This is a genomic window from Achromobacter sp. 413638, from assembly GCF_043119405.1.
Classification (GTDB): domain Bacteria; phylum Pseudomonadota; class Gammaproteobacteria; order Burkholderiales; family Burkholderiaceae_B; genus Achromobacter.
The window spans coordinates 1-23934 of the sequence record NZ_JBICCO010000018.1 but is presented as its reverse complement, the minus strand read 5'-3'; the positions used below and the strand labels follow the sequence as shown (position 1 = coordinate 23934).

Sequence of the window (23934 nt, the reverse complement as noted above, 5' to 3'; positions counted from 1 at the left end):
CGCCGTCCAGGCGGCGCGAGCCGTCCGTGCACAAGGGCCGTCGCACGGATTCAGCCTTCCAGGAAATCCTCGGGATCTTCCTCGATCTGCTCCAGCGTCTGCGCCAGCAGGGTGGGGAAGTCCTCGCACACGTAGTCGATGGAATCCGGATCGTGGGTAAAGGCGATGATCTGCCCCGGCCTGCCTTGCGTCGTGGGCGTGTGGTCCAGCATCAGCATCAGGGTTGGCGCGGAAAACCCGGCGAAGGGCAGCCAGCCTTCCTGGAACCAGCCGTCCTGGATCCGCGGGTCGCGCGGCGTGGGCTGCCCGTAGCCGGCATAGCGCGGCGCGCGGGTGCGCAGGCCGCGCCACTGCTTGAGCGCGTCCTGCAACGGCAGGAAGTCGTAGCCCGTCAGATAGCCCTGGCGCGCGAACACGGGCTTGTACGACGGTCCGCCGTTGGCCGCCAGCCAGGCCGCCTTCAAGGCCGGATCGATCTCGAAGCCCAGTTCCTGTTCGGCGGCTGCGATGTCGGCCTCGGTAGTCTTGGGCTTGAGCCGCAGCGGCTGATCGTTGTCCTGGTAGAACGCCTTGAGCGCCGACACAAAAGCGGGGAATTCCATGGATGGCCTGCCATGCAAGGGGAGGGAAGGCAGATGATAGCGCCCGGTCTCGCGCGAAAATCCGGCGCGTGCGTGCGCGCTTGCTGCGTTCGAGCGGACCTTCTTGCCCTTCGGCGGACCCAGGCAAAAAAAACCGCCCGTTGCCGGGCGGCGCAAAGGAACGCGGGGGCGGGCGGCGTCAGAGGATGCGTTTGCGCGCCTGCGTGATCAGGATCTCGGCCAGCACCACGACCGCGAAGATGGAGGCCAGCACCAGGGCCACGCGGTCCCACTGGAACAGGTTCAGCGCGGTGTCCAGCGCCATGCCGATGCCGCCGGCGCCGACCAGGCCGAGCACGGCGGATTCGCGCACGTTGATGTCCCAGCGCAGCAGCACGATGGACCAGAACGCCGGCCGGATCTGCGGCCAGTAGGCGTACCAGATTACGGCGGACTTGCTGGCGCCGGTGGCGGTCACGGCCTCGATCGGGCCGCGTTGCGCCTCTTCGACCGCTTCGCCCACCAGCTTGCCGACGAAGCCGATCGAACGGAAAGCGATGGCCAGCGTGCCCGCCAGCGCGCCGGGGCCGAAGATGGCGATGAACAGCAGCGCCCAGACCAGCGAGTTGACCGAGCGGCTGGACACCAGGATCAGCCGCGCCAGCATATTGATGGTCCGGCTGGGCGTGAGGTTGTTCGCCGCCAGCAGCCCGACCGGCACCGCCAGGATCACCGACAGGATGGTGCCCAGCGTGGCGATGTGCAGGGTCTCGACCAGCGCGGCGTGCACGCCGCCCGGGTAATAGGCCCAGTCCACCGGCCACATGCGCCGGAACAGGTCGGCCATCTGCTCGGGCGCGTCGTACAGGAACTCCGGGATGATCTCGACGCCGCGCATGGCCTGGCCGATGGCGAGCGCCAGCAGCAGGTAGAGCGCGAAGCGCAGCAGCCGCTGGCCCAGGCTGTAGCGGTGCCATTCGCGCGGCGCGCCGGCGTTGCGCAGGGTGGCGTGCGCGTTCATTCGTCCGCCTCCGCCTTGCGCGTCGCGGCGGTTGCGCCGCGCGTGTTCAATCCCGTATTCGACGTCGGGGCGGAACCCAGGCCGCGCGCGCCGGCGAAGCGCCCTTGCAGGATGCGGTCGAAGCCCAGGTTGTCCAGGAACACCGCGCGCACGAAGCCGGCCAGGATCTCGCCCAGCATGATGATGGCGATCAGGGTCAGCAGGATGGCGCTGACGAAGTCGTAGTCAAAGCGCTGGAAGGCCGAGAACAGCGTGCCGCCGACCCCGCCCGCGCCGACGATGCCCACCATGGTGGAGTTGCGCAGGTTGGAATCGAACTGGTAGGTGGCGAAGCCGATGAAGCGCGCGAACACCTGCGGCAGCACGCCGAAGGCGAGCACGTTGCCGAAGGACGCGCCGGTGGCGCGCACCGCCTCGACCTGCTTGAGCGAGATCTCCTCGATGGCCTCGGTGAACAGCTTGCCGATGAAGCCGATCGAGGCCACCGTCAGCGCCAGGATGCCGGCCAGCGCGCCGAAGCCCACGGCCTTGACGAACAGGATGGCGACGATCACCGGATGCAGCGCGCGGCACAGCGCCACCAGCGCGCGCGCCGGCCACGAGACCCAGGCCGGCATCAGGTTGCGCGCGCCCAGCAGGCCCACCGGCAGCGCGCAGGCGATGCCCAGCACCGAGGCCAGCACGGCGATCTCCAGGCTTTCGGCGATGCCCTTCCACAGCGTGGCGGGCTTCTCGAAATTGGGCGGGAACATGCGCGCCAGGAAGGTGGACGCATGGCCCAGCCCGGTCTCGAAGCGGTTCCAGCTGAAGTCCAGCTGCGCGCCCGCGTACAGCGTGTAGAGCAGCAGCAGGACCGCGCCGGCCTTGACGCGGCCGGACAGGGCGAAGGGGCGGGCGCCCCGCTGTGGAATCATTCCAGCCAAGACTCGCCTCCGTAGATGGTCTTGAGCATGGCGGCGTCCAGGCCCTGTCCGTCGCCGTCGTAGACCACGCTGCCGCCGGACATGCCGACGATGCGCGTGGCGTAGCGTCGGGCCAGCTCCACGTCGTGGATGTTGACGATGACGGGGATGCCGCTGGCGTCGCCCTGCGCCGCCAGCAGTTCCATGATCTCGACCGAGGTCTTGGGATCCAGCGACGAGGTCGGCTCGTCGGCCAGCAGCAGCTGCGGGCGCTGCATCAGCGCGCGGGCGATGCCCACGCGCTGGCGCTGGCCGCCCGACAGCGCGTCGGCGCGCTGGTCGGCGAAGCCGGCCAGGCCCACGGTGTCCAGCAGCCGGTAGGCGTGCTCGATGTCCTCGGGCTCGAAGCGGCGGGTCCAGGCCTTGAAGGCCGAGGTGTAGCCGAGCCGGCCGGTCAGCAGGTTCTCCATGACCGTCAGGCGCTCGACCAGGTTGTATTCCTGGAACACCATGCCGATGCGGCGGCGCGCGCGGCGCAGGGCCGCGCCGCGCACGCGCGCCAGGTCCACCGAGTCCTGCCCCGACCGCAGCGTGATCTCGCCCCGGGTCGGTTCGATCAGCCGGTTGATGCAGCGCAGGAGCGTGCTCTTGCCGGTGCCCGAGGGGCCGATGATGGCGGTCAGGCCCTGGCCCGCCACCTCCAGGTCGATGCCGTTGAGCACCGGGCGGCCGGCCCGGTATTCCTTCACCAGGCCGGAAATGCGTAGCGACGTGCTCATGCGGCTTACTTCTTGCTCTTGGCGGTTTCGCGGTCGTAGGCGGCGCGGTTGAAGCTCTCGCCGCCCGATTCGGCGACCTGGCGCACGATGGCCCAGTCCTTCTGGTAGGTCACCGGATAGAAGCGGTCGGCGCCGTCGAAGGCCTTGGACATCTCCGCCGGGAAGCGGTAGTCGTAGAAGCACTTGAGCATCTGGTCGCGGAACTTCGGCTCCAGGTCATGCGCGTAGGCGAAGGACGAGGTGGGGAATTTCTCGCTGCGGTAGATCACGCGGAAATCGGCCTCCTTGACCTGGCCGCGCTCGACCATGCGCTTGAACACGTCCGAGGCCACGGCGGCGGCGTCGTAGTCGCCGGAGTTCACGCCCATGACCGACTGGTCGTGTTTGCCCGAGAAGATCACCTTGTAGTCCTTGTCCGGCGTCAGCCCTTCCTTCGGGAACAAGGCCACCGGCGCCATGTGGCCGGAGTTGGACGAGGGCGCGGTGTGCGCCAGCTTCTTGCCCTTCAGGTCGGTCAGCTTCTGGTACGGGCTGTCCTTCTTGACGATGACGATCAGGTTGTAGCCCTGGAAGCCGTCGGCATAGCCCTTGACCGCGAAAGGCACGGCGCCGGCGATGTTGACCGCGAAGGCGGTCGGGCCGGTGGAGAAGCCGCCCACGTGCAGGCGGCCCGAGCGCATGGCCTCGATCTCGGCGGCGTTGCTCTGCACCTGGTAGAACACCACGCGCTTGCCGGTGCATTCCGACAGGTGCTTAGTGAAGGGCTTGAAGATGTCTTCATAGACCGCCGGATCTTCCACCGGCGTGTAGGTGAACACCAGGGTGGACGGGGTCTTCAGCTTGGCCGGATCGGTGGGCGTGTCGGCCACCAGGTCCTTGTTGGCGTCGCAGTACATCTGGTCCAGGTCGCCCCGGTTGGGGCAGGCGTCGGCGGCTTGCGCGGCGGACGCGCCCAGGGCGAACGCGGCCAGCGCGGCCGTTTGCAGCAGGCGCAAGGCGTGCATCGTGTGTCTCCTCTTTCTATGTCTATGTGACTTGTCACTGAATTCAATCTGAATTCAAACATGGAAGAAGAGGGCTCACACTTGGGAAAGTCCCTGCCTTTCTTTTCGGCTTTTGTTCGCTTTGTTCGGTTCGTGTTCGCTTTTGCTCGTGGCCGGCAGGTCAGCCGCGATAGCCCAGCTTGCGCGAGATCTCCTGCGCGCAGGCCAGCAGCGGCCGGGCGATGCTGCCGTCCCAGGCCACGTCGAACAGCCCGGTCGGACCCAGGCTGGTCAGCGCCAGCGCGATGTTGCCGGTGCTGTCGAACACCGGCACCGACAGCGCGTCCACGCCGGGCAGCGGATTGCCCAGCGCGCGCGCCATGCCGTGCACGCGGATGTCGGCCAGCTGCGCCTCGACGTTGGCGCGCGAGGCCTTGCGCGGCGGCGTCAGGCTGGCGATGACGGCGGTGTCGCCCTCTTCGCGGGCGATGTAGTGCTCGCTGACCTTGGGCGGCAGCCAGGCGGCGAACACCAGCCCGGTGGCGGTGTGCAGCATGGACATGACCGTGCCCTTGCGCATGTTCACGTGCACCGGATAGCTGGCCTCGGTCATGTGGATCATGGTCGGGCCGTGCGAGCCCAGCACGGCGATGCCCAGCGTGTGGCCGATCTCGGATTGCAGCTTGGCGATCTCGGGCATGGCGATGCGCACCGGGTCCAGCCGCTGCAGGCTGACCAGCCCCATCTGCAAGGCGAACGGTCCCAGCTCGTACTGGCCGGTGGCGCCGTCCTGCTGCACCAGGCCCACGCGGATGAAGCTGACCAGATAGGGGTGCGCCTTGGCCGAGGTCATGCCGGCGCCGGCAGCCAGGTCGCGCAGCGTCAGCGGCTTGCCGGCGTCCACCAGCGCGGCCAGCAGCGGCACGCCGACCTCGATGGACTGGATGCTGCGGCGGCCATCGTTGGCCGCGGCGGGAGTGGCCTTGGGCGCGGATTGCGGGGTGGTTTTCGGTGTGGTCGCCACGGCGGTTTCCAGGGTAAGGGTCAGGCGCGGGCGGCCAGCAGCCGTTCGGCCATTTCGACGAAGCCCGCGCCGCCATGGCCGGCGGCCACATAGGCCGGCCGGCGTTGCAGGCGGTGCAGCTGCGACTGGATGTTGGCCACGCCGACCGAGATCGGGAAGTAGGCGAACATGGGCTCGTCGTTGGGCGAGTCGCCGATGAACAGCGTGCTGTCCAGCAGGGTCGCCACGTCAGCGCCGAACTCGCGCTGGAACAGGGTCTGGGTCATGGTCAGCTTGTCGTAGTCGCCGAACCAGCCGTTGACGTGGATGGAGCTGACCTTGGCCTGCGCGCCGGCGGCCTCGAAGATCGCCACGATGCGGCCCACGTCGGCTTCGGGCAGGGGCGGCACGTCCTCGCAGAAATCGATGGCCAGGTCGGCCTTGCGGTAGTCCTGGTCGCTGGCCACGGCGGCGCCCGGCACCTCGGCCAGCACGCGGTCGCGGATGGCGTCCAGCCGGGCGCGGCTGGCCTGGCGGGCGGCGGCGTCTGTCCAGTAATGCGCGGTCATGCGGCGGGCCTGGCGGTCGTAGGCATAGTAGAAGGCCCCGTTCTCGCCGACCACGGCGCGCACCGGCCACATGCGGGCGATGTGGTCGCACCAGCCGGCCGGGCGGCCGGTGATGGGCACCACCAGGATGCCGGCCTGTTCCAGGCGCTCCAGCGCGGCGTAGGCGTCGGCCGGCAGGCGGCCGTCGGTGGTCAGCGTGTCGTCGATGTCCGTCAGCACGACGCGGACGGCGGCCGCGACGGCGGAAGGCATGGCCGCAAGGGCTTGCATGGCGTTTTTCCTTGGTTTTCCTGGGGGAAGGCTTCGGCCGGGAGTTTAACCGCAGCCCCCCGGCCGCCAGGGGCGGTAAAATCCGGACTTTCCCGCCTGGTTTGCGTCCAACCCATGTCCGTCCAGTTGTCCTCCCTGCCCGGTTCCGAGCCGGAATCCTACGGCATCGCCTCGGTCTCCGAGATCATCGCCGAGCTGCGCGCCGGCCGCATCGTCATCCTGGTCGATGAGGAAGACCGCGAGAACGAGGGCGACCTAGTCATGGCCGCCGAGTTCGTCACGCCCGAAGCCATCAATTTCATGGTCACGCACGGCCGCGGCCTGGTCTGCCTGACGCTGACCGAAGAGCGCTGCCGCCAACTGGACCTGCCGCTGATGGCCGCCCGCAACGGCACGCGATACGGCACCAATTTCACCCAGTCGATCGAGGCCGCCGAGGGCGTCGAGACCGGCATCTCGGCCGCCGACCGCGCCCGCACCATCCAGGTGGCGGTGGCGCGCGACGCCAAGCCGTCCGACCTGGTGCAGCCCGGCCACATCTTCCCGGTGCGCGCGGTGCCCGGTGGCGTGCTGGTGCGCGCCGGCCACACCGAGGCCGGCTGCGACCTGACCGCCATGGCCGGCCTGACGCCCGCCGCCGTGATCTGCGAGATCCTCAAGCCCGACGGCACCATGGCGCGCCTGCCCGACCTGGTGCAGTTCGCCCGCCAGCACCAGCTCAAGATCGGCACCATCGCCGACCTGATCCAGTACCGCAGCGAGCATGAATCCATCGTCAAGCGCCTGGGACGGCGCCGCATGCAGACCGCCTGGGGCGAGTTCGACGCGGTGGCCTACCAGGACGCCGCCACCGGCTCGGCCCACCTGGCCCTGGTGCACGGCACGATCCACCCCGACGCTGAAACCCTGGTGCGCGTGCACGAGCCGGCCTCGGTGCTGGACGTGCTGGACACCGGCGTCAGTCCGCACAGCTGGAGCGTGCCCAACGCGCTGGCGGCGATCACCGCCTCGCCGGCCGGCGTGCTGGTGCTGATGAACTGCCAGTCCTCGGCCGAGCACCTGTTCGGCCAGATCGCCGGCTGGGACGGCGCCAAGGCCCCGGCCGAGCCGGCCAGCGCCGACCGCCACGGCCTGCGCACCTACGGCATCGGCGCCCAGATCCTGCGCGACCTGAACGTGGGCCAGATGAAGCTGCTGGCCAAGCCGCGCAAGATGCCCAGCATGGCGGGCTTCTCGCTCACCATTACGGGTTACGATTGCGACCCTCCCGAATCTTCCCGCAACACACAGAAGGCCGACACATGAACCCTTACATTCTCACCCCCGACCTGAACGGCGAAGGGCTGCACATCGGCATCGTGCGCGCCCGGTTCAACGAGGAAATCGGTCAGGCCGAGCTGGAAGCCTGCCTGAAGGAACTGGCCGAGCTGGGCGTGGACGAGCGCGACGTGATGGTCGCCACCGTGCCTGGCGCGCTGGAACTGGGCGTGGCCCTGTCGCACATGGCCGAAACGTTCGAATTCGACGCCCTGATCGCGCTGGGCGCGGTCATCCGCGGCGAAACCTATCACTTTGAAGTGGTCAGCAATGAAATGGCCACGGCAATCACCCGCATCTCCCTCGAAACCGGCATCCCCATCGCCAACGGCGTGCTGACCGTCGACACCGACGAGCAGGCGCAGGCGCGCGCCGCCGGCAAGGGCCGCGACTGCGCCCAGGTGGCCGTCGAAATGGCCAACCTGGTCGCGGCGCTGGAACCCGAGGAAGAAGACGAAGACGACGAGGACGAAGATTTTGACGACGAAGAAGACGACGACCAGCGCTGATAGCGCGGCGCAAGCGCGCGCCAACGCCCGCAGCGCCCGCCGCCGCGCCCGCGAATTCGCGCTGCAGGGCGTATACGCCTGGCTGCTGCGCGGGGGCGAGGGCACGCAGGACGCCGGCGAGATCGACGCCCATCTGCGCGACACCGAGGATTTTTCCGAGGCCGACGCGCAATGGTTCAAGACCTTGCTGCATGGCGTGCTGCGCGAGGCGCCCACGCTGCGCGAGCGTTTCACGCCCTACGTCGACCGCCCGCTGGCCGAGCTGTCGCCCGTCGAACACGGCATCCTGCTGATCGGCAGCTTCGAACTGATCCATCACGTCGAAGTGCCGTACAAGGTCGCCATCAATGAAGCCGTGGAACTGGCCAAGTCCTTCGGCGGCACCGACGGCTTCAAGTTCGTCAACGGCGTGCTCGACAAGCTGGCGGCCGACGTGCGCGCGCACGAGGTCCAGGCGGCTGCGCAGCAGCGGCGCTGAGCGGGCCTGCCCGCCGCGCCGCGCGTCTCCCTCTCCAGGGAGGCGCGCCCGCGCACCGGCAGGGCCGGACTGCACGGTGGCGGCAGCATTGGAGTCAACGACGGTCCGCAAGGGCCGGACAGCGGAGTCGCCGTGGCGTCCGAATTCGATTTGATCGCGCGCTATTTCACGCGGTCGGCGCCCGCCGGCCTGCTGGGCGTGGGCGACGACTGCGCGCTGTTTCCCGCGCCTGCTGGCGAGCAGATCGCCACCAGCACCGACCTGCTGCTGGAAGGGCGGCATTTCTTTCCCGACGTCGATCCCCGTTCGCTGGGGCATAAATCGCTGGCCGTGAACCTGTCCGACCTGGCCGCCATGGGCGCGCGCCCGATCGGCTGCGTGCTGGGCCTGGCGCTGCCCCGGCTGGACGAACCCTGGCTGGCGGCCTTCGCCGACGGTTTCCATGCGCTGGCGGCCGTCCATGGCTGCCCGCTGATCGGCGGCGACACCACCCGCAGCGCGCATGACCTCGCCATCAGCGTGACCGTGTTCGGCGCCGTGCCGGCGGAACTGGCGCTGCGCCGCGACGGGGCGCGCGCCGACGACGATATCTGGGTGTCCGGCGAACTGGGCGCGGCCGACGTGGCCTACCGCCTGCTCGATGGCCAGTATCCGGCCGACCCGCAGCGGCTCGCCGCCACCCGGCGCGCGCTGGAATGGCCCGAGCCGCAGGTGGCGCTGGGCATGGCGCTGCGCGGCGTGGCGCGGTCCGCCATCGACATCTCCGACGGCCTGCTGCAGGACCTGGGCCACATCCTGGCCGCCAGCCGGGTGGGCGCGGCGCTGGACTACGCCAGCCTGCCCGTGGCCACGGCGCTGGACGGCATGCCCGAGGACCAGCGCCTGCGCGCCATCCTGGGCGGCGGCGACGTCTACCAGCTCTGCTTCACCGCGCCGGCCGCGCGCCGCGACGAGGTCTCGCGCGCCGCCCTGGCCGCCGGCGCGCGCGTCACGCGCATCGGCCGCGCCACGGCGCAGCCGGGACTCACGGTGCTGGATGCGCGAGGCCGGCCCATGGACGCGCTGCCGCGAGGCTACGATCACTTCCCGGCGGCCTGAGCCGCCACCCCTCTGGATATCGGCCGACACCATGCCTGCCAACGACTCCCATTCCCCCACCATGCGCGAGCGCAGGCGGGCAGCCTATCCCACGCTGGCCTGGGTCTGTCGCGATCCGGGGCGGCTGATCGCCTTCGGGCTGGGCAGCGGCCTGATCCGCCCGGCCTCGGGCACCTGGGGCACCGTGCTGGCCTGGATCATCTGGGTGGCCGCCGCGCCGGCCGCGACCGATCTGATGATCGGCGTGTTCCTGGCGCTGGCTTTTTTGTATGGCTGCTGGGCCTGTGACCGCGTGGGCCGGGAACTCCAGCAGCCGGATCACGTCGGAATGGTCTGGGACGAGATGGTGGCGTTCTGGCTGGTGCTGTGGCTCACGCCGGCGGGCTGGCTGCCGCAGGCCGTGGCGTTCGTGCTGTTCCGCGCGTTCGACATCGTCAAGCCGCCGCCCATCAAGTTCTTCGATGCCCGCTTGAAGGGCGGATTTGGCGTCATGTGGGACGATATCGTCGCGGCGGGCTATGCCCTGCTGATCATGGCGCTGGCGGTGCGCACAGGAGTCTTCGCATGAACTCGCAATCTCACGCCCCTTCGTCCGGCCAGCCGGCCGCGCCGCTGGCGCAGGCCACTATCCTGGGCCTGTCGGAACTGCTGGGCGATGCGCTGCGGCGCCACGGCTGGATGCTGGGCTCGGCTGAGTCCTGCACCGGCGGCCTGCTTGCCGGCGCATTCACGGCCGTGGCCGGATCTAGTGACTGGTTCGAGCGCGGCTTCGTCACGTACAGCAACCAGGCCAAGGTCGACGAGCTGGACGTGTCGCCCGACGCGCTCAATCATTTCGGCGCGGTCAGCGAACCGGTGGCGCTGGAAATGGCCACCGGCGTGCTGCTGGCGGCGCCGGCCGCGCACGTGGCGGTGTCGACCACCGGCATCGCCGGACCGGGCGGCGCCACGCCGGGCAAGCCGGTGGGCATGGTCTGCTTTGGCTTCGCCATGCGCAACGGCGATGGCATCAGCAGCCGCGCGGTCACTCATGTGTTTCCTGGCGACCGGGCGCAGGTGCGCCAGGCCGCGGTGGAATACGCGCTGCGGGGACTGCTGGAATTCGTCGGGGCGCCGGTCAACCGGCGTTGAGGCCGCCGCGCCGGGCGCGATGCGTCCGGCCTGGATGTGCAACGGGGCTGCCATGGGCAGCCCCGTTTTCTTTTGCCGTCGCAACAAGGCCCCGCTGTCGGCAGCCGGTCCGCGTCGGCGGGCGCCGTCCGTGGGGCGCGTCGTGTCAGCGTACCGCGTTGATCGCGTCGCGCAGGCCCTTGGCGGCCGCGCCGGCCGCTTCGCGCCAGTCGTCGCCGCCGCTGGCGTAGATGATGGCGCGCGAGGAATTGATCATCATGCCGCTGCGCGCGTTGTTGGCGCCGGCGTTCACGGTGGCGGTGATGTCGCCGCCCTGCGCGCCGATGCCCGGCACCAGCAGCGGCACCGCGTCGCCGATGCGCTGGCGCACCGCGGCCAGCTCGTTCGGGAAGGTCGCGCCCACCACCAGGCCGCACTGGCCGTTGGCGTTCCACTTGTCGGCCACCAGGCCCGCCACGTGCAGGTACAGCGGCTGGCCGTCTTCCATCTTCAGGAATTGCAGGTCCGAGCCGCCGGGGTTGGACGTGCGGCACAGCACGATCACGCCGCGGTCGCGCCAGGCCAGATAGGGCTCGACCGAGTCCAGGCCCATGTAGGGGCTGACGGTCAGCGCGTGCGCCTGGTAGCGCTCATAGGCTTCGCGCGCGTAGTTCTCGGCGGTGGAGCCGATGTCGCCGCGCTTGGCGTCCAGCACGATGGGCAGGTCGGGATGCTTGTCGCGAATGTGGGCGCACAGCGCTTCGAGTTGTTCCTCGGCGCGGTGGGCGGCGAAGTAGGCGATCTGCGGCTTGAAGCTGCAGGCGTAGGGCGCGGTGGCGTCGACGATCTCGCGGCAGAACTGGAAGATCGCGTCCGGCTTGTCCTGCAGTTCGCGCGGGAAGCGCTGCGGATCGGGATCCAGCCCGACTTGCAGGAGTGATTGCCGGGACGTCCAGGCGTGTTCGAGTTTTTGCAGGAAATTCATGGGGATTCAGTGCAGTTTGACCCGAGGACGGGTACGGCGCATGAGCAGGCGCGCCAGGGCCAGGGAAGCGGTGCGCGAAAAGCCCAGCACCGCCTTGTGGTGCATCAGGTGCAGGCTCATGTACATCAGGCGTGCCAGTGTACCGCTTACGAACAGTCCCCGTCCGGCCAGCTTGCCCATCAGGCTGCCCACGCCGGCGTCCTGCCCCAGCGACACCAGCGAGCCGTGATCCTGGTAGACGTAGGGCTCCACGGGCTCGGGCGCGCCGCGCAGGCGGGCGGCGAGCTTCTTGACCAGGTAGTCGGCCTGTTGATGCGCGGCCTGGGCGCGGGCCGGCACGCTGCGCCCGTCGCGCCAGGGCACGGCGCAGCAGTCGCCCAGCGCCAGCACGTGCGGATCGCTGGTTTCAAGCCGTTCGTTCACTTCGAGCTGGCCCAGCTTGTTCAGCGGCAGGCCCAGGTCGGCCAGCAGGGCGGGGCCCTGGATGCCGGCCGCCCACATGCACAGCCGCGCGGGGAACTGGCGGCCGTCGGCGGTCAGCACGGCATCGGCGCCCACTTCCGCGACGCGGCAGGACGTTTCCACGCGGATGCCCAGCTCGGTCAGGCGCGCGGTCGCGGCCTGCGAGATCTTCTCGGGCAAGGCGGACAGGATGCGCGGCGCGCCCTCGACCAGCGTGATCGCCAGGTCGCGCTCCGCGCGGAAATTCGGCAGGCCGTAGGCGCTGACCACGTGGCTGGCCTCGACCAGCTCGACCGCCAGCTCTACGCCGGTGGCGCCGCCGCCCACGATCACCAGGTCCAGCCGCGCGGACGGATCGCGCACCTTGGCCTGATCCACCAGCACCATGGCCTTGAGCATGGTCAGGCGGAACTGTTCGGCATTCTCGGTCGAGTCCAGCGTGACCGCGTGTTCGGCCGCGCCCGGCGTGTTGAAGAAGTTGGAGGCGCTGCCCAGCGCCAGCACCAGCGTGTCGTAGCCCAGCTCGCGGCGCGGCAGCACTTCCTGTCCCTGCGGATCGGCCACCGCGTCCACGGTGATGAGCCTGCGCTCCCGGTCCACCGAGACCAGTCGGCCTTGCGCGAAGGAAAAACCGTTCATGTGGGCCAGCATCAGGTAGGACAGGCCTTCCTGGTGGATGTCCAGCGTGCCCGCCGCGGCTTCGTGTAGCGAGGGTTTCCAGATATGGAAGGGTCGGCTGTCGACCAGCGTGACGCGTTCGCGGCCATGGACGCGGCCCAGCTTGGCCGCCAGCTCCAGGCCGCCGGCGCCGCCGCCGACGATGACGATGCGTTCCGAGGATGAGGCGGACGTCGATGTAGGCATCATGGCTCCCAGCCAATCACGAACCGCCAGTATAGACAGAGCCGCCTGAATACTGGCGCCACCAATTGCCAGACGGCCAAGGCGCAACCACCGCAACCCACTGCGCCCGCAACCAGGCCAGCATCGCCGCGACCCGCGCAGCGCCCGCAGCCAGCGGGGCCGCGCGGAGCCGGCTTTGCCGGTCCGCGGCGGCGCCCCCTTGAGGGGGGAGGCGCATAGCGCCTCGGGGGTGGGCCCTCTCTTTCAATGCATGACGAAGCGGCTCACGGCGACGCCCACCCACACGGCGACAGTGAACAGCAGCAACAGCATCACCGCCGCGCTGCCCAGGTCCTTGGCCCGGCCCAGCAGCGGATGCGTCTCGACCGACAGCGCGTCGGCCAGCGCCTCGATGGCGGAGTTGACCAGCTCCACCGCCAGCACCAGGATCACGGTGCCGATCAGGAAGAAGACCTCGACCGTGGTGCGGCCCAGGAAGAATGCGGCGGGGATGAGCAGCACGGCCAGCGCCAGTTCCTGGCGGAAGGCGGCCTCATACTTGATCGCGGCCTGCAGGCCCTGCAGCGAATAGCGCAATGCGTTGAGGATGCGGCGCAGGCCGCCGGTGCTTTTATAGGGCGAGGGATGCGGGTTCTGTGACATGGATGAGCAGGAAAGCCGAGTGTGGCGGCTTTTTAACAGATATGGGTTGCCCGCGTGGCGGTGTTTCCCATGCTTACAGCGATCATCGGGACGTGCTATACCCTCGCCACGCGCCGGGCCGTGATATCGCTCATCGACGAGACGCCCGCCGCCCTACCATCTCACTCTTCCCACCAACGCGCCCGTCCGCCGGTCAATCGGCGGCCGCCTGCCGGCGCTTCAAGACCCTGGCAATCCATGCTTGAACGTTTGAACTCAGAATCCCTGTCGCAGCTGCCCAAGGACGTGGAGCTTCCTGGCTATGACCGCAGCCGGGTCACGCCCGGCATCGTGCATCTGGGGCTGGGCGCGTTTCACCGCGCGCATCAGGCCGTGGTGACCGACATGGCGATGGCCGCCAGCGGCGACCTGAGCTGGGGCATCCTGGGCGTGTCGCTGCGCAGCCCGGCCACGCGCGACGCGCTGACGCCGCAGGACGGGCTGTATACGCTGGCGCTGCGCGATGCCGGGGACGACGGCCAGCCCACGGAGCAGCTGCGGATGGTGGGATCGGTGCTGCGCATCATGGTGGCCGAGGAAGACCCCAACGCGGTGCTCGAACGCATCGCCTATCCGCAGACGCGCATCGTCAGCCTGACCATCACCGAGAAGGGCTACAGCCACGAGCCGTCCACCGGCTACCTGCGCTGGGACGACCCGGACATTCTGCACGACCTGGAGCATCCGGAGCGCCCGCGCAGCGCCATCGGCATCCTGACCTATGGCCTGGCGCTGCGCCGCGAGCGCAGCCTGCCGCCGCTGACGCTGCTGTCCTGCGACAACCTGCACGCCAATGGCGACACGCTGCGCAACCTGGTGCTGGCCTTCGCCTTGCGGCTGGACGTGACGCTGGCCGCCTGGATCGACAAGAACTGCACGTTTCCCAATTCCATGGTCGATCGCATCGTGCCCGGCACGCTGGACGAGGACCGCGCGCGCATCTCCGCCCGGCTGGGGTTCGAGGACGCCTGGCCGGTGGTGGGCGAACCCTATCTGAACTGGGTCATCGAGGACAAGTTCGCGGCCGGCCGCCCGGCCTGGGACCTGCCTGGCGGCGCCACCTTCGTGCGCAACGCCGCGCCCTACGAGCGGCTCAAGCTGCGCATGGTCAATGCGCCGCATTCGGGCCTGGCCTATCTGGGCGCCATGCTGGGCATGCGCACCGCCAGCGAGGCCGCGCAGGATCCGGCGCTGCGCCGCTACGCCGAAGACCTGATGCGGCTGGAAATCGCGCCCACGCTGCGCGGCATTCCCGAATCGGGCCTGGAGGAATACCGCCGCCGCTTCATGGCGCGCGTGTCCAATCCCGCCCTGTCGCAACGCCTGCAGCAGATCGCGATGGACGGCTCGCAGAAAGTGCCGCAGCGTCTGCTGGGCGCGATCCGCGACCGGCTGCGGCGCGGCGATGACTGCGCCCGGCTGGTGCTGGCCGTGGCGGCCTGGCTGCACTATCTGCGCGGCCACGATGAGCGTGGCGACGCTTACGTGGTGCAGGATCCGCTGGCCGACGCGCTGGCCCGGCTGCTGTCCCGCGCCGATGTGGCCGCGGCCGCCGCCGCGCCGTCGCAGGCCGCGCAGCGGCGCGCCGTGGTGCTGGCTGGCTTCAAGCCGGTGTTCGGCGACCTGGGCAGGAAGCAGGCCTTCGTGCAGGCGCTGGCGGTGCAGCTGGAGCGGCTGCGGGAGCTGGGCGTCAGGGGAGCATTGGCGGAACTGGAGCGGGAACAGGCCTGATGTGTCGAGGCTCGCCAGCCTATGCTCAAGGCAGTCCCGCGATGAAGCGGCGCCTGGCCTTGTACGTCGAGCGTAGGGACTCCACCCAGGCGCTTGCCTGCGTGGGAGGCAGGCAGGCGACGATCTGGCGCACTCGCTTCAGTGGCCCGTCATAGGGGGACGAGGCCATTTTCATCTCGTGCTCGAAGATCCGTTGAAGCAGGCGTGCGGCGTCGGCGCGCCGTTGCTTGGGCATTGCGTCGGCCAGTTGTTCCAGCACGGCCGCGTCGCACTGCGTGTCTGGCGTCTGCGTCAGGGACCAGGCGTCATCCAGTTTCTTTTCCGCCACGAGCCATTGCACGCGAACGGAGACATCGAGCCGTGGTGTCGCGAGCGGGTCCGAGAATTCAATATGCCGATGTTGTTCCAACGCATGCTTGTGTTTCGCCTGTTCGCGTTGTTCCGCCCATGCGAACAGCTCGGCCCGATAGAGAGCGGGATCTCGTTTCGCGTTTTTTGCGGCCCGAAGCAGCGCCATGTATTGCATGGGGCCAGGGTGATGTTCCAGGCGTTGGCGACGGATGGCCAGCGCTTCCTCATCCCAGCCGTCGCGTTCATAGCAGCGCAATAACGCATCCTCGCAACGTGCGTCGCGGGGGTGGAGCCGGGCGGCTGACTGCGCCCATTGCAACGCTTCCCGATGCCAGTTCCTGGCCTCGCAAAATGCCACGACATCGCAGTATTCTGCGGCGGTCTCCACGCTTTCGATCATGGCGTCCAGTAGCGCGCGCGGGTCGTCCTGACGCGCCAGTACCTCCAGATACCGGCGGCGCAGCAAGTCGCGTTCGAGATCGTCGTCGCTGGTCAGAAATGACGAGGAGCGCCGGGACGTGGTCTTGCGCGGGCGCTGCCGCCACTTGTGCCAGTCCTGGCAGGCGCGTTCCGCGTAGCGGGCCTGCGCCTCGGGGCCGGCGGCCTCGAGAACGGCCGGTTCATTCCACAAGCCCCAGGGATCCGCGTCCATCAGCTTGAACCACCGATCTATCCAGGAGGCGGGCGGCGCGGCCGTCCGCAAGGTCTCGATGAGCAGGCCCATCAGGTCCTGGATGAGTCCGCCGATTCCGCCCAGGGAATCGTCGGATTGCTCCGCGACCTTGAACAGGCGGCGCAGCGCATGCTCGCACAGTTCGCGGGCCGTGGCGGCATCGCGCTGGACCCATGGCCGCAGCAGCTCCATGACGGCGCTCCCTTGTCGGGCATAGTCGTTGGACCGGCGCCAGTCGAGATAGCCATTGCGTCGTGGCAGCGCGGCGTCGATCGCGGCGCGCAGGGCCTTGGGATCGTTGACGGCCTTGCTGGAACTGGCCCAGATCTTGAGGTCGGCCATGCATGCGCGATCCCGTTCGGCCCAGCTCCACAGGCGTTCGGCCAGGACAGACGCATCCTGCTCCCAAATGAAGCGGCGCAGGGCATCCTGGCGCTCCGTCTGCACGGAAGACTTTTGCGTCGCGTAAGACTGCTTGCGGGCCGTTTGTGGAAGCGAGATCGCGGCGGCATCGCCCAGCGCGGCGCGCCAAGCCAGCGCCAGCGCGACGAGATGCTTGCAGAAATTGCCGTCTTGCGCGTGCGGGCAGGTGCAAGCGCCGTCCAGCTCGTCGTCAGCGCTGATCCACAGCCGGACCGCGTAGGGCAGGTTGCCATGCACCGTTGCCTCTATGGCGGCCTGCTCCCCTGGCCGGAGCGTGACATCGCCTGCCGTCTCGGCAAGGCCGCTGGCTGCATAATTCAGCCCGCGTTCAAATACTGTGGGGCCGCTCATATCGGCGAGGGCCTGGTCGGACAGCAAGTGCAGCCACGAAGGGCTTTGGGTTGGCTGAGTCATGACAACAGGAGAGGCATGCGGAAAGGGGGACGACGTGCGCCAACCCTAGATGGGCGGCGGATCGGCGGGCGCGGGCGGCGCGTCGTCCCGCGTGGCTCGCGCCTTGCCGAAGCGCAGCGCGAACTGGCGCGTGAACACCGCGCCGAAGAAGAAGATCTGCGCCGAGTAATAGATCCACAGCAGCAGCGCGATCAGCGACCCGGCCGCGCCATAGGCCGACACGGCCGCGCCCCGGCTCAGGTAGACGCCGATGCCCCATTTGCCCACCAGGAACAGGGCGGCCGTCACGATGGCGCCGGGAATCACGTCGCGCCAGGTGATGCGCGCGCTGGGCAGCAGCTTGAAGATGACCGCGAACAGCGCCACCACCACCGAGAAGGAAAACAGGTTGGAGATCCATTCAGCCACCACCGCGAAGGATGAGGCCGTCCACAGGTCGCCATAGTATTTGCGCGCCGCCGCCAGCCCAGCGTTCACCGTCAGCGAGATCAGCAGGAACAGCGCCAGCACCAGCACCAGGCCGAACGACAGCATGCGGCTGCGCACCATGCCCTGCAATCCCTTCTGCCTGGCGGACACGTCCCACAGCTCGTCCAGGCTGGCCTTCAGTTCGGCGAAGGCGGTGGTGGCGCTGAAGATCAGCACGAAGATCGAGATCAGCGCGGCGATCCAGCCGCCGCCCGATTCGTGCGCGCTCGCCAGCACGGTCTGGATGACCTCGGCGCCGCGCTCGCCGGTCAGGTCGCGCAGCTGCGCGAACAGCTCCGAGCGCACCGCGTCCTCGCCGAAGAACGCGCCCGCCACCGCGATCACCAGGATCAGCATGGGCGCGAGCGAGAACACCATGTACAGCGCCAGCGCCGCGCCCTTGCTGGACGCGCGGCGGTCGGACCACTGGTTGATGGAATCCATCAGCAATCCGCCGATCTCGGAGGGACGCAGGAGTCGCAGGCTGGGAGGCAGGCGCATGGGACGGGCTCGGGCTGGGAAGCCCTCATTGTAGGGACGGATGCGGCGCGACGAAACCTTCCGTTTGTGCGCAAACGTTCCCGCGCCGCCATGGCGGGCGCATTGGCCAGGTCCGTCCGGGGCGGCGGAAGCGGCGGGCGGACGGCGCGCGGCGCTCTGCGATCCGCGCGCGCAAAAGAAAACCCCCGGGGGCGAAGGACCCGGGGGTTCTCAGGATTTGCTTGCCCCGGGCGTCCCCGGGGCGGGCAAGGCAGTGACGGCGGGACTTAGAAGTCCATGCCGCCCATGCCGCCCATGCCACCCGGCATGGCCGGGGCAGCGGGCTTGTCTTCGGCCAGTTCGACCACGGCGGCTTCGGCGGTCAGCAGCAGGCTGGCGACGGAGGCGGCGTTTTGCAGGGCGGTGCGGGTCACCTTGGTGGGATCCAGCACGCCTTGCTCGACCAGGTCGGTGTACTCGCCGGTCGCGGCGTTGTAGCCGTAGTTGCCCTTGCCGTTCAGCACGTTGTTGACGACGACGCTGGCTTCTTCACCGGCGTTGGCGACGATCGTGCGCAGCGGCTCTTCGACGGCGCGCAGGATCAGCTTGATGCCGGCGTTCTGATCGGCGGTGTCGCCCTTCAGGTCGGTGATGGCTTGCTTGGCGCGCAGCAGGGCGACGCCGCCGCCGGCCACGACGCCTTCTTCAACGGCGGCGCGGGTGGCGTGCAGCGCGTCTTCGACGCGAGCCTTCTTTTCCTTCATTTCGACTTCGGTGGCGGCGCCAACGCGAATCACGGCAACGCCGCCGGCCAGCTTGGCCACGCGCTCTTGCAGCTTTTCACGGTCGTAGTCGGACGTGGCTTCTTCGATCTGGACGCGGATCTGCTTGACGCGAGCCTCGATCGACTTGCTGTCGCCAGCGCCGTCGATGATGGTCGTGTTTTCCTTGCCCACTTCGATGCGCTTGGCTTGGCCCAGCTCGGCCAGCGTGGCCTTTTCCAGCGACATGCCGGTTTCTTCGGAGATCACCGTGCCGCCCGTCAGGATGGCGATGTCTTCCAGCATGGCCTTGCGGCGGTCGCCGAAGCCCGGCGCCTTGACGGCGGTGGTCTTCAGGATGCCACGGATGTTGTTCACCACCAGGGTGGCCAGCGCTTCGCCTTCGACGTCTTCGGCGATGATCAGCAGCGGACGGCTCGACTTGGCGACCTGTTCCAGCACGGGCAGCAGGTCACGGATGTTGCTGATCTTCTTGTCGAAGATCAGGACGAACGGGTCGTCCAGGGCGGCAACTTGCTTGTCCGGGTTGTTGATGAAGTAGGGCGACAGGTAGCCGCGGTCGAATTGCATGCCTTCGACGACGTCCAGCTCGTTTTCCAGCGACTTGCCGTCTTCGACGGTGATGACGCCTTCCTTGCCGACCTTGTCCATCGCGTCAGCGATGATCTGGCCGATGGAGGTGTCGCTGTTGGCCGAGATCGAGCCGACCTGGGCGATTTCCTTGCTGGTCGTGACCGGCTTGGATTGCTTCTTCAGTTCGGCGACGGCGGCGGCGACGGCCTTGTCGATGCCGCGCTTCAGGTCGATCGGGTTGAAACCGGCGGCAACGTACTTCAGGCCTTCCTGAACGATGGCCTGGGCCAGCACGGTGGCGGTGGTGGTGCCGTCACCGGCGTTGTCGGAGGTCTTGGAGGCGACGTCCTTGACCAGTTGGGCGCCGATGTTCTCGAACTTGTCCTTCAGTTCGATTTCCTTGGCGACGGACACGCCGTCCTTGGTCACGGTCGGGGCGCCGAACGAGCGCTCCAGCACGACGTTGCGACCCTTGGGGCCCAGGGTGGTCTTGACGGCGTTGGCGAGAACATTCACGCCACGGACGATGCGCACGCGGGCGTCGTCACCGAACAGTACTTGCTTGGCAGCCATTTTTATCAGCTTCCTTCGAAAATTCGTTTAGGCGGGGATTTACTGGATCACGGCGAGGATTTCGTCCTCGCGGATGACGAGCAGCTCTTCGCCATCAACCTTCACCGACTGGCCGGCATACTTGCCGAACAGCACCTTGTCGCCAGCCTTCAGGTCGACCGGCAGGATCTTGCCGTCTTCGGTCTTCTTGCCCGGGCCAACGGCGACGACTTCGCCTTGGTCCGGCTTTTCAGCGGCGCTGTCCGGGATGACGATGCCCGAGGCGGTCTTGCGCTCGTTGTCCAGGCGTTTGACGATCACGCGATCGTGCAGGGGACGCAGGGCCATGAGGAACTCCTGTTTCTAGAAGAGATTTGAAATGGTTCGGGGTGCCCCGGGAGCGTTGTTAGCACTCACCGGTGTCGAGTGCTAATTATAGGGATGAAGTTTTGGGCTTCAAGGGGGGGAGGGGGGCTGTTACATATTCGATGCGGATTGCTCCGACCCTAATTTTCTATCGACATTCGTTCGACTTGGGACTGGGCTCGCCCACGTTGGCGTCCTGAACGCGGTGTCGATGGCCTGTTCATGCGGCTTGCGGCCAGACTTTTGGACGGCGGGCATCAAAATTCGGCAAGCAGGAGGCCATGCATCGACATTCCATGAAGGAGGCGTTCTTGTTCATCCAAGTCGCCGGCAAGGCAATTCCCAGATATTCATCAATGGTTCCACCTTGCAAGCTGATTCCCCCGGACAACGCGCTTCGCATGGCTGCGCGAATCCGGGCGGAAGCGATGGCGGCGGCGTGGCATGAGACCGGGAGGCTTGCATGGGAGCCATCCCATTTTTTGTTTGCACGACAGCCGTGTCGATAAGCTGCGCGTGTCGCCGGAAATTCATAGGGTTATCCGGGATTCTTTATGCTTAAACTTTTGTGAAGAATGAGCAACCAATGCAGGACCGCCGCCGCGATGAGGCATCAAGGCGGTTCACCGTGACGCGGTGCGTGGCGCATCGTGCACGGGATCGCGGGGTGCCCCCCATAAGGAGAATCGCATGCTGCTGCGTAGACGCTGTCTGGCCATGATGATGCTGGCGCTGACTGGCTGGGCAACGGGCAGCCATGCGCAAACACCGTCTCAGCCCTGGCCTGTCAAGCCCGTGCGCCTGGTCGTGGGGCTGGCGCCCGGAGGGCTGGTCGACGTGCTGGCGCGCACCGTGCAGCCGCACCTGGCCGAGGCCTTGAAGCAGACCGTTATCGTGGAAAATCGGGGCGGTGCGGGCGGCAACGTGGCGGGAGCCGAAGTTGCGCGCAACGGCGGGGACAACCATACCTTCCTGCTCAATCCGTCGACGACCGAATCGGTCAATCCACTGATGTTCGCCAGCATGCCGTTCAATCCGCAGCGGGACCTGCGGCCGGTTGCCTTGCTGGCCAACAGCCAGTTGTTCCTGTTTGTCCGGTCTTCGCTTGGCGTCGATACGCTCGAAGCGTTCGTGGAGTACGCGAGCAAGCGGCCCGATCCGCTCAATTACGGTTCGGCCGGAAACGGCACGACGCCGCATCTGGCGGGCGAGCTGCTCAAGCAGGCGACTGGCATCCCGGCCACCCATGCACCGTATCGCGGCGTGGCGCCGGCGATACAAGATCTGGCGGCAGGCCAGATCGACTTCGCGTTTGGACCCGCCACGGTCTTTCCCATGGTGCAGGCGGGCAAGCTGAAGGTACTGGCGGTGGCGAGCCGGCAACGCGCCGCCGTTGCGCCCGACATACGAACCTTCTCCGAGGCCGGCATCGATGGGGTTTTCGCGGACAGCCTGTTCGGCGTGTATGCCGCCGCTGGCACCCGCGATGATGTGGTCGATCGCATGAACGCCGAAATTAACAAAGTGCTTGCGCGGCCGGAGATCCAGGCGCGCTTTCTGGATGCGGGCGCCGAGGCGCTACCGCTGAGCGTGGCCGACTATGCCGCGCGCGTGCGCGACGAAAAGAAATTGTTCGCCCCGTTGGTGAATGCGTTGGGGCTGAAGGAACCGTAGACAGAACAACAATAAAGGCTGCGCCAGCGACCCGCATGCCCTCGGCTTCGGCTGCCGCGTTGTCGCGGCAGTGGCCCTTGCGGCTCATGCTGGCGCCACAGGCTGCGGCGAGTCAACGGGGCGCGGATCGTCGCCCCGCGACGACAGGCTTGGGCCGGAGATCGTCATCAGCCTGACCGGCGCATGGGCGTGCTGGCGATGCCACAGTCCTTTGGGTACGATACAGACGCATCCCTGCCGCAGCATTTCCGTTTGCGCTCCCGCGTCAGTCAAGATCGTGATCTCGACCTCGCCTTCGACGGCATAAAGAAGCTCATCGGTATCGGGATGGTTTTCCCAGGGCGCCAGTCCGACAAAGCCGCCGATGAACAGGCCGCCGCTGCCGAAGGCCGCCTGCATCGGAAAGGCATCGGCGTCGTCCTCCTGCTCCACGCCACGGCTGAGGTCGGCCAGCGGCAGGCCGGCGAGGATTTCATTGACGTTGAAGATACGCAAGGGTTTCTGATCCATGCCGCATTCCTGAAATGATCGGGAAGGACATTCTGGACGGCAAGGCCGGTCGCGTCTTGAAGAAAAGTTACCTGGCCGCGTGACGCACGGCCCGGGAAGGAGCGTCCCATGGCTGGAATTCGCCTGTATCGATGGTCATCGACCCGCCCGGGCATCCCGGGCGTCTGCCGGTCATAGCCATGCGGGATTGGATCGAGACGTCGGCGGGCCCGCTGCCGCCAAGCATGCAAGGCGTCACCTTGCGGCGCAGGGCGCCGCAGGCCATGCTGCGGCACGACGTGGTCGATATTTCCGGCTATCAGGAAAACGTGATCGAGCGCATCCGGCAGCTGCAGCCCGCGCGCCTGGAAATCCCCTGGATCATCAGTTTCGGTGAGCCGTTCGCGATCAGGATCGGCGAGGCCTCGCGCCCCGCCATCATGGGCGGCAGCTTCGTCGCCGGCCTGGTCGCCGGCCCCGCACTGATCGAATCGGGGGGCGGGGGCGCATGCATCAGCGTCAGCTTCACGCCGTCCGGCGCGCGCCGGTTCTTCGATCTGCCGATGTCCGAGATCGCGGGCGGCATGGTCAGGGCCGAGGACCTGCTCGGGAACGCGGTCGCGGCGTTGCGCGAGCGGTTGGGCGCCGAACGGGATTGGGAGCGGCGCCTTGACATCGTTGAGGCGTTTCTCGCGAGCCGCCTGTTGGCCATGGCCAGGACAGGCACGCCCGCCACCTGGGCCTACGAGAGACTGTGGCAGTCGCGCGGCATGGAACGAATCGAGGCCATCGCGAGCCAGCTGGGCTGGAGCCGCAAGCACCTGGCGGCCCGGTTCCGTGACGAGATCGGCCTGTCGCCGAAGACGGTCGCGCAGATGATGCGCTTCAACCACGCGCTGGCGCATGCGCGTCGCCAGACCTGCGGCTGGGCCGAGCTTGCGGGCCTGTGCGGGTATGCCGACCAGGCGCATCTGGTCCGGGATTTCAACCGCTTCTCGGGGGGGAGCCCGACGGCGTGGGGAAACCGGCTCGCGCTCTAGGCGCCGCTTCAGGGGCCGTGGCTTGGTCCGGTAATGAAGAGAAAGCCCGCTCGCGCGGGCTTTCTTCCACCAAGGCTAGACGGCGCCTACTTCACCGCCGACACATCCAGCCTGGCCAGCGTCTTGGACTGGATCTCGTCGACCGTCACGCCCGGCGCCACTTCCAGCAGCTTCAGGCCGCCCTCGGTGACTTCCATCACGCCCAGGTCGGTGATGATCAGGTTGACCACGCCCACGCCGGTCAGCGGCAGGTTGCAGGCCGGCAGCAGCTTGATGTCCTCGGTGCCGTCCTTCTTCTTGGCCACG

24 protein-coding genes and 1 pseudogene are annotated in these 23934 nt (G+C 67.9%); 9 read left to right on the top strand and 16 right to left on the bottom strand.

All coding sequences use genetic code 11. The features are described from left to right. Nucleotides 1–50 precede the first annotated feature (50 nt). From ACEU5R_RS09930 to ACEU5R_RS09900, 7 genes are all read right to left on the bottom strand, one after another. Complete coding sequence (locus ACEU5R_RS09930; protein WP_392410022.1) at nucleotides 51–602, bottom strand: SMI1/KNR4 family protein; 552 nt, start codon at nucleotides 600–602, stop codon at nucleotides 51–53. A 178-nt stretch (nucleotides 603–780) separates the two neighbouring features. Continuing rightward, complete coding sequence (gene phnE / locus ACEU5R_RS09925) at nucleotides 781–1602, bottom strand: phosphonate ABC transporter, permease protein PhnE (protein ID WP_392410021.1); 822 nt, start codon at nucleotides 1600–1602, stop codon at nucleotides 781–783. After that, nucleotides 1599–2516 carry a phosphonate ABC transporter, permease protein PhnE gene (gene phnE, locus ACEU5R_RS09920; protein WP_392410020.1) on the bottom strand — a complete coding sequence of 306 codons (918 nt, stop codon included), beginning with the start codon at nucleotides 2514–2516 and terminating at the stop codon, nucleotides 1599–1601. The genes phnE (ACEU5R_RS09925) and phnE (ACEU5R_RS09920) overlap by 4 nt, the downstream gene beginning before the upstream one ends. Further along, nucleotides 2513–3283: a phosphonate ABC transporter ATP-binding protein gene (gene phnC / locus ACEU5R_RS09915; protein ID WP_103271053.1), complete on the bottom strand. Its 771-nt coding sequence runs from the start codon at nucleotides 3281–3283 to the stop codon at nucleotides 2513–2515. The genes phnE (ACEU5R_RS09920) and phnC overlap by 4 nt, the downstream gene beginning before the upstream one ends. A 5-nt stretch (nucleotides 3284–3288) precedes the next feature. Further along, a complete protein-coding gene (gene phnD, locus ACEU5R_RS09910) occupies nucleotides 3289–4287 on the bottom strand; it encodes a phosphate/phosphite/phosphonate ABC transporter substrate-binding protein (RefSeq protein ID WP_392410019.1) in 999 nt (332 codons plus the stop codon). A gap of 160 nt (nucleotides 4288–4447) precedes the next feature. Next, a complete protein-coding gene (locus ACEU5R_RS09905) occupies nucleotides 4448–5290 on the bottom strand; it encodes an IclR family transcriptional regulator (protein ID WP_392410018.1) in 843 nt (280 codons plus the stop codon). A gap of 20 nt (nucleotides 5291–5310) precedes the next feature. Next, nucleotides 5311–6108: an HAD-IIB family hydrolase gene (locus ACEU5R_RS09900; RefSeq protein ID WP_392410017.1), complete on the bottom strand. Its 798-nt coding sequence runs from the start codon at nucleotides 6106–6108 to the stop codon at nucleotides 5311–5313. A 114-nt stretch (nucleotides 6109–6222) separates the two neighbouring features. Between ACEU5R_RS09900 and ribBA the strand changes: the two genes are divergently transcribed. The 6 genes from ribBA to ACEU5R_RS09870 all read left to right on the top strand — a co-directional run bounded on the left by ribBA (nucleotide 6223) and on the right by ACEU5R_RS09870 (nucleotide 10641). Next, nucleotides 6223–7413: a bifunctional 3,4-dihydroxy-2-butanone-4-phosphate synthase/GTP cyclohydrolase II gene (gene ribBA / locus ACEU5R_RS09895; RefSeq protein ID WP_103276189.1), complete on the top strand. Its 1191-nt coding sequence runs from the start codon at nucleotides 6223–6225 to the stop codon at nucleotides 7411–7413. Continuing rightward, nucleotides 7410–7934 (top strand): 6,7-dimethyl-8-ribityllumazine synthase, encoded by a 525-nt coding sequence (ribH, locus tag ACEU5R_RS09890; protein ID WP_103276188.1) that lies wholly within the window; start codon nucleotides 7410–7412, stop codon nucleotides 7932–7934. The genes ribBA and ribH overlap by 4 nt, the downstream gene beginning before the upstream one ends. Further along, nucleotides 7903–8412 carry a transcription antitermination factor NusB gene (gene nusB / locus ACEU5R_RS09885; RefSeq protein ID WP_175122565.1) on the top strand — a complete coding sequence of 170 codons (510 nt, stop codon included), beginning with the start codon at nucleotides 7903–7905 and terminating at the stop codon, nucleotides 8410–8412. The genes ribH and nusB overlap by 32 nt, the downstream gene beginning before the upstream one ends. Before the next feature lie 132 nt (nucleotides 8413–8544). Next, nucleotides 8545–9510 (top strand): thiamine-phosphate kinase, encoded by a 966-nt coding sequence (gene thiL, locus ACEU5R_RS09880; RefSeq protein WP_392410014.1) that lies wholly within the window; start codon nucleotides 8545–8547, stop codon nucleotides 9508–9510. A 61-nt stretch (nucleotides 9511–9571) separates the two neighbouring features. Continuing rightward, a complete protein-coding gene (locus ACEU5R_RS09875) occupies nucleotides 9572–10078 on the top strand; it encodes a phosphatidylglycerophosphatase A (RefSeq protein WP_392410053.1) in 507 nt (168 codons plus the stop codon). Further along, nucleotides 10075–10641, top strand: coding sequence for a CinA family protein (locus ACEU5R_RS09870; protein WP_392410013.1), 567 nt, complete (start codon nucleotides 10075–10077; stop codon nucleotides 10639–10641). The genes ACEU5R_RS09875 and ACEU5R_RS09870 overlap by 4 nt, the downstream gene beginning before the upstream one ends. Before the next feature lie 145 nt (nucleotides 10642–10786). On the opposite strand, the gene pyrF is transcribed toward ACEU5R_RS09870, so the two are convergent. The 3 genes from pyrF to ACEU5R_RS09855 all read right to left on the bottom strand — a co-directional run bounded on the left by pyrF (nucleotide 10787) and on the right by ACEU5R_RS09855 (nucleotide 13573). Continuing rightward, entirely contained in the window at nucleotides 10787–11605 is an 819-nt protein-coding gene (gene pyrF / locus ACEU5R_RS09865; RefSeq protein WP_103276184.1) for an orotidine-5'-phosphate decarboxylase, read from the bottom strand. Nucleotides 11606–11611: 6 nt separating this feature from the next. Beyond that, entirely contained in the window at nucleotides 11612–12934 is a 1323-nt protein-coding gene (locus ACEU5R_RS09860; RefSeq protein WP_199770923.1) for an NAD(P)/FAD-dependent oxidoreductase, read from the bottom strand. A 240-nt stretch (nucleotides 12935–13174) separates the two neighbouring features. Beyond that, nucleotides 13175–13573, bottom strand: coding sequence for a diacylglycerol kinase (locus ACEU5R_RS09855; protein WP_103276183.1), 399 nt, complete (start codon nucleotides 13571–13573; stop codon nucleotides 13175–13177). Nucleotides 13574–13810: 237 nt separating this feature from the next. On the opposite strand from ACEU5R_RS09855, the gene ACEU5R_RS09850 reads away from it, so the two are divergent. After that, a complete protein-coding gene (locus ACEU5R_RS09850) occupies nucleotides 13811–15343 on the top strand; it encodes a mannitol dehydrogenase family protein (RefSeq protein WP_392410011.1) in 1533 nt (510 codons plus the stop codon). 25 nt (nucleotides 15344–15368) lie between these two features. On the opposite strand, the gene ACEU5R_RS09845 is transcribed toward ACEU5R_RS09850, so the two are convergent. From ACEU5R_RS09845 to groES, 4 genes are all read right to left on the bottom strand, one after another. Then, complete coding sequence (locus ACEU5R_RS09845) at nucleotides 15369–17204, bottom strand: SWIM zinc finger domain-containing protein (RefSeq protein WP_392410010.1); 1836 nt, start codon at nucleotides 17202–17204, stop codon at nucleotides 15369–15371. Between the two features lie 45 nt (nucleotides 17205–17249). Beyond that, nucleotides 17250–18173 carry a YihY/virulence factor BrkB family protein gene (locus tag ACEU5R_RS09840; RefSeq protein WP_103276180.1) on the bottom strand — a complete coding sequence of 308 codons (924 nt, stop codon included), beginning with the start codon at nucleotides 18171–18173 and terminating at the stop codon, nucleotides 17250–17252. Nucleotides 18174–18439: 266 nt separating this feature from the next. Next, nucleotides 18440–20080, bottom strand: coding sequence for a chaperonin GroEL (gene groL, locus ACEU5R_RS09835; protein ID WP_392410009.1), 1641 nt, complete (start codon nucleotides 20078–20080; stop codon nucleotides 18440–18442). Nucleotides 20081–20119: 39 nt separating this feature from the next. Beyond that, nucleotides 20120–20407: a co-chaperone GroES gene (groES, locus tag ACEU5R_RS09830; protein ID WP_103276178.1), complete on the bottom strand. Its 288-nt coding sequence runs from the start codon at nucleotides 20405–20407 to the stop codon at nucleotides 20120–20122. Between the two features lie 708 nt (nucleotides 20408–21115). On the opposite strand from groES, the gene ACEU5R_RS09825 reads away from it, so the two are divergent. Beyond that, nucleotides 21116–22099, top strand: coding sequence for a Bug family tripartite tricarboxylate transporter substrate binding protein (locus ACEU5R_RS09825; RefSeq protein ID WP_392410008.1), 984 nt, complete (start codon nucleotides 21116–21118; stop codon nucleotides 22097–22099). An 84-nt stretch (nucleotides 22100–22183) separates the two neighbouring features. On the opposite strand, the gene ACEU5R_RS09820 is transcribed toward ACEU5R_RS09825, so the two are convergent. Further along, a complete protein-coding gene (locus ACEU5R_RS09820) occupies nucleotides 22184–22609 on the bottom strand; it encodes a cupin domain-containing protein (protein WP_103276176.1) in 426 nt (141 codons plus the stop codon). Nucleotides 22610–22740: 131 nt separating this feature from the next. Between ACEU5R_RS09820 and ACEU5R_RS09815 the strand changes: the two genes are divergently transcribed. Beyond that, entirely contained in the window at nucleotides 22741–23628 is an 888-nt protein-coding gene (locus ACEU5R_RS09815; protein ID WP_392410007.1) for a helix-turn-helix domain-containing protein, read from the top strand. Nucleotides 23629–23714: 86 nt separating this feature from the next. On the opposite strand, the pseudogene ACEU5R_RS09810 reads toward ACEU5R_RS09815, so the two are convergent. Further along, a pseudogene (locus ACEU5R_RS09810) lies at nucleotides 23715–23934 on the bottom strand (succinyl-CoA--3-ketoacid-CoA transferase); the annotation flags it as partial.

Excerpts from the sequence above, each read along its gene's own strand:
- ribH (WP_103276188.1), top strand. The coding sequence starts at position 7,410 with ATGAACCCTTACATTCTCACCCCCGACCTGAACGGCGAAGGGCTGCAC.
- ACEU5R_RS09855 (WP_103276183.1), bottom strand. The coding sequence starts at position 13,573 with ATGTCACAGAACCCGCATCCCTCGCCCTATAAAAGCACCGGCGGCCTG.
- ACEU5R_RS09825 (WP_392410008.1), top strand. The coding sequence starts at position 21,116 with ATGCTGCTGCGTAGACGCTGTCTGGCCATGATGATGCTGGCGCTGACT.
- groL (WP_392410009.1), bottom strand. The coding sequence starts at position 20,080 with ATGGCTGCCAAGCAAGTACTGTTCGGTGACGACGCCCGCGTGCGCATC.
- ACEU5R_RS09840 (WP_103276180.1), bottom strand. The coding sequence starts at position 18,173 with ATGCGCCTGCCTCCCAGCCTGCGACTCCTGCGTCCCTCCGAGATCGGC.
- ACEU5R_RS09820 (WP_103276176.1), bottom strand. The coding sequence starts at position 22,609 with ATGGATCAGAAACCCTTGCGTATCTTCAACGTCAATGAAATCCTCGCC.
- phnD (WP_392410019.1), bottom strand. The coding sequence starts at position 4,287 with ATGCACGCCTTGCGCCTGCTGCAAACGGCCGCGCTGGCCGCGTTCGCC.
- ACEU5R_RS09875 (WP_392410053.1), top strand. The coding sequence starts at position 9,572 with ATGCGCGAGCGCAGGCGGGCAGCCTATCCCACGCTGGCCTGGGTCTGT.
- phnE (WP_392410020.1), bottom strand. The coding sequence starts at position 2,516 with ATGATTCCACAGCGGGGCGCCCGCCCCTTCGCCCTGTCCGGCCGCGTC.
- ACEU5R_RS09860 (WP_199770923.1), bottom strand. The coding sequence starts at position 12,934 with ATGATGCCTACATCGACGTCCGCCTCATCCTCGGAACGCATCGTCATC.
- ribBA (WP_103276189.1), top strand. The coding sequence starts at position 6,223 with ATGTCCGTCCAGTTGTCCTCCCTGCCCGGTTCCGAGCCGGAATCCTAC.
- ACEU5R_RS09870 (WP_392410013.1), top strand. The coding sequence starts at position 10,075 with ATGAACTCGCAATCTCACGCCCCTTCGTCCGGCCAGCCGGCCGCGCCG.
- phnE (WP_392410021.1), bottom strand. The coding sequence starts at position 1,602 with ATGAACGCGCACGCCACCCTGCGCAACGCCGGCGCGCCGCGCGAATGG.
- groES (WP_103276178.1), bottom strand. The coding sequence starts at position 20,407 with ATGGCCCTGCGTCCCCTGCACGATCGCGTGATCGTCAAACGCCTGGAC.
- ACEU5R_RS09845 (WP_392410010.1), bottom strand. The coding sequence starts at position 17,204 with ATGACTCAGCCAACCCAAAGCCCTTCGTGGCTGCACTTGCTGTCCGAC.
- ACEU5R_RS09850 (WP_392410011.1), top strand. The coding sequence starts at position 13,811 with ATGCTTGAACGTTTGAACTCAGAATCCCTGTCGCAGCTGCCCAAGGAC.
- ACEU5R_RS09900 (WP_392410017.1), bottom strand. The coding sequence starts at position 6,108 with ATGCAAGCCCTTGCGGCCATGCCTTCCGCCGTCGCGGCCGCCGTCCGC.
- phnC (WP_103271053.1), bottom strand. The coding sequence starts at position 3,283 with ATGAGCACGTCGCTACGCATTTCCGGCCTGGTGAAGGAATACCGGGCC.
- ACEU5R_RS09930 (WP_392410022.1), bottom strand. The coding sequence starts at position 602 with ATGGAATTCCCCGCTTTTGTGTCGGCGCTCAAGGCGTTCTACCAGGAC.
- ACEU5R_RS09815 (WP_392410007.1), top strand. The coding sequence starts at position 22,741 with ATGGTCATCGACCCGCCCGGGCATCCCGGGCGTCTGCCGGTCATAGCC.
- pyrF (WP_103276184.1), bottom strand. The coding sequence starts at position 11,605 with ATGAATTTCCTGCAAAAACTCGAACACGCCTGGACGTCCCGGCAATCA.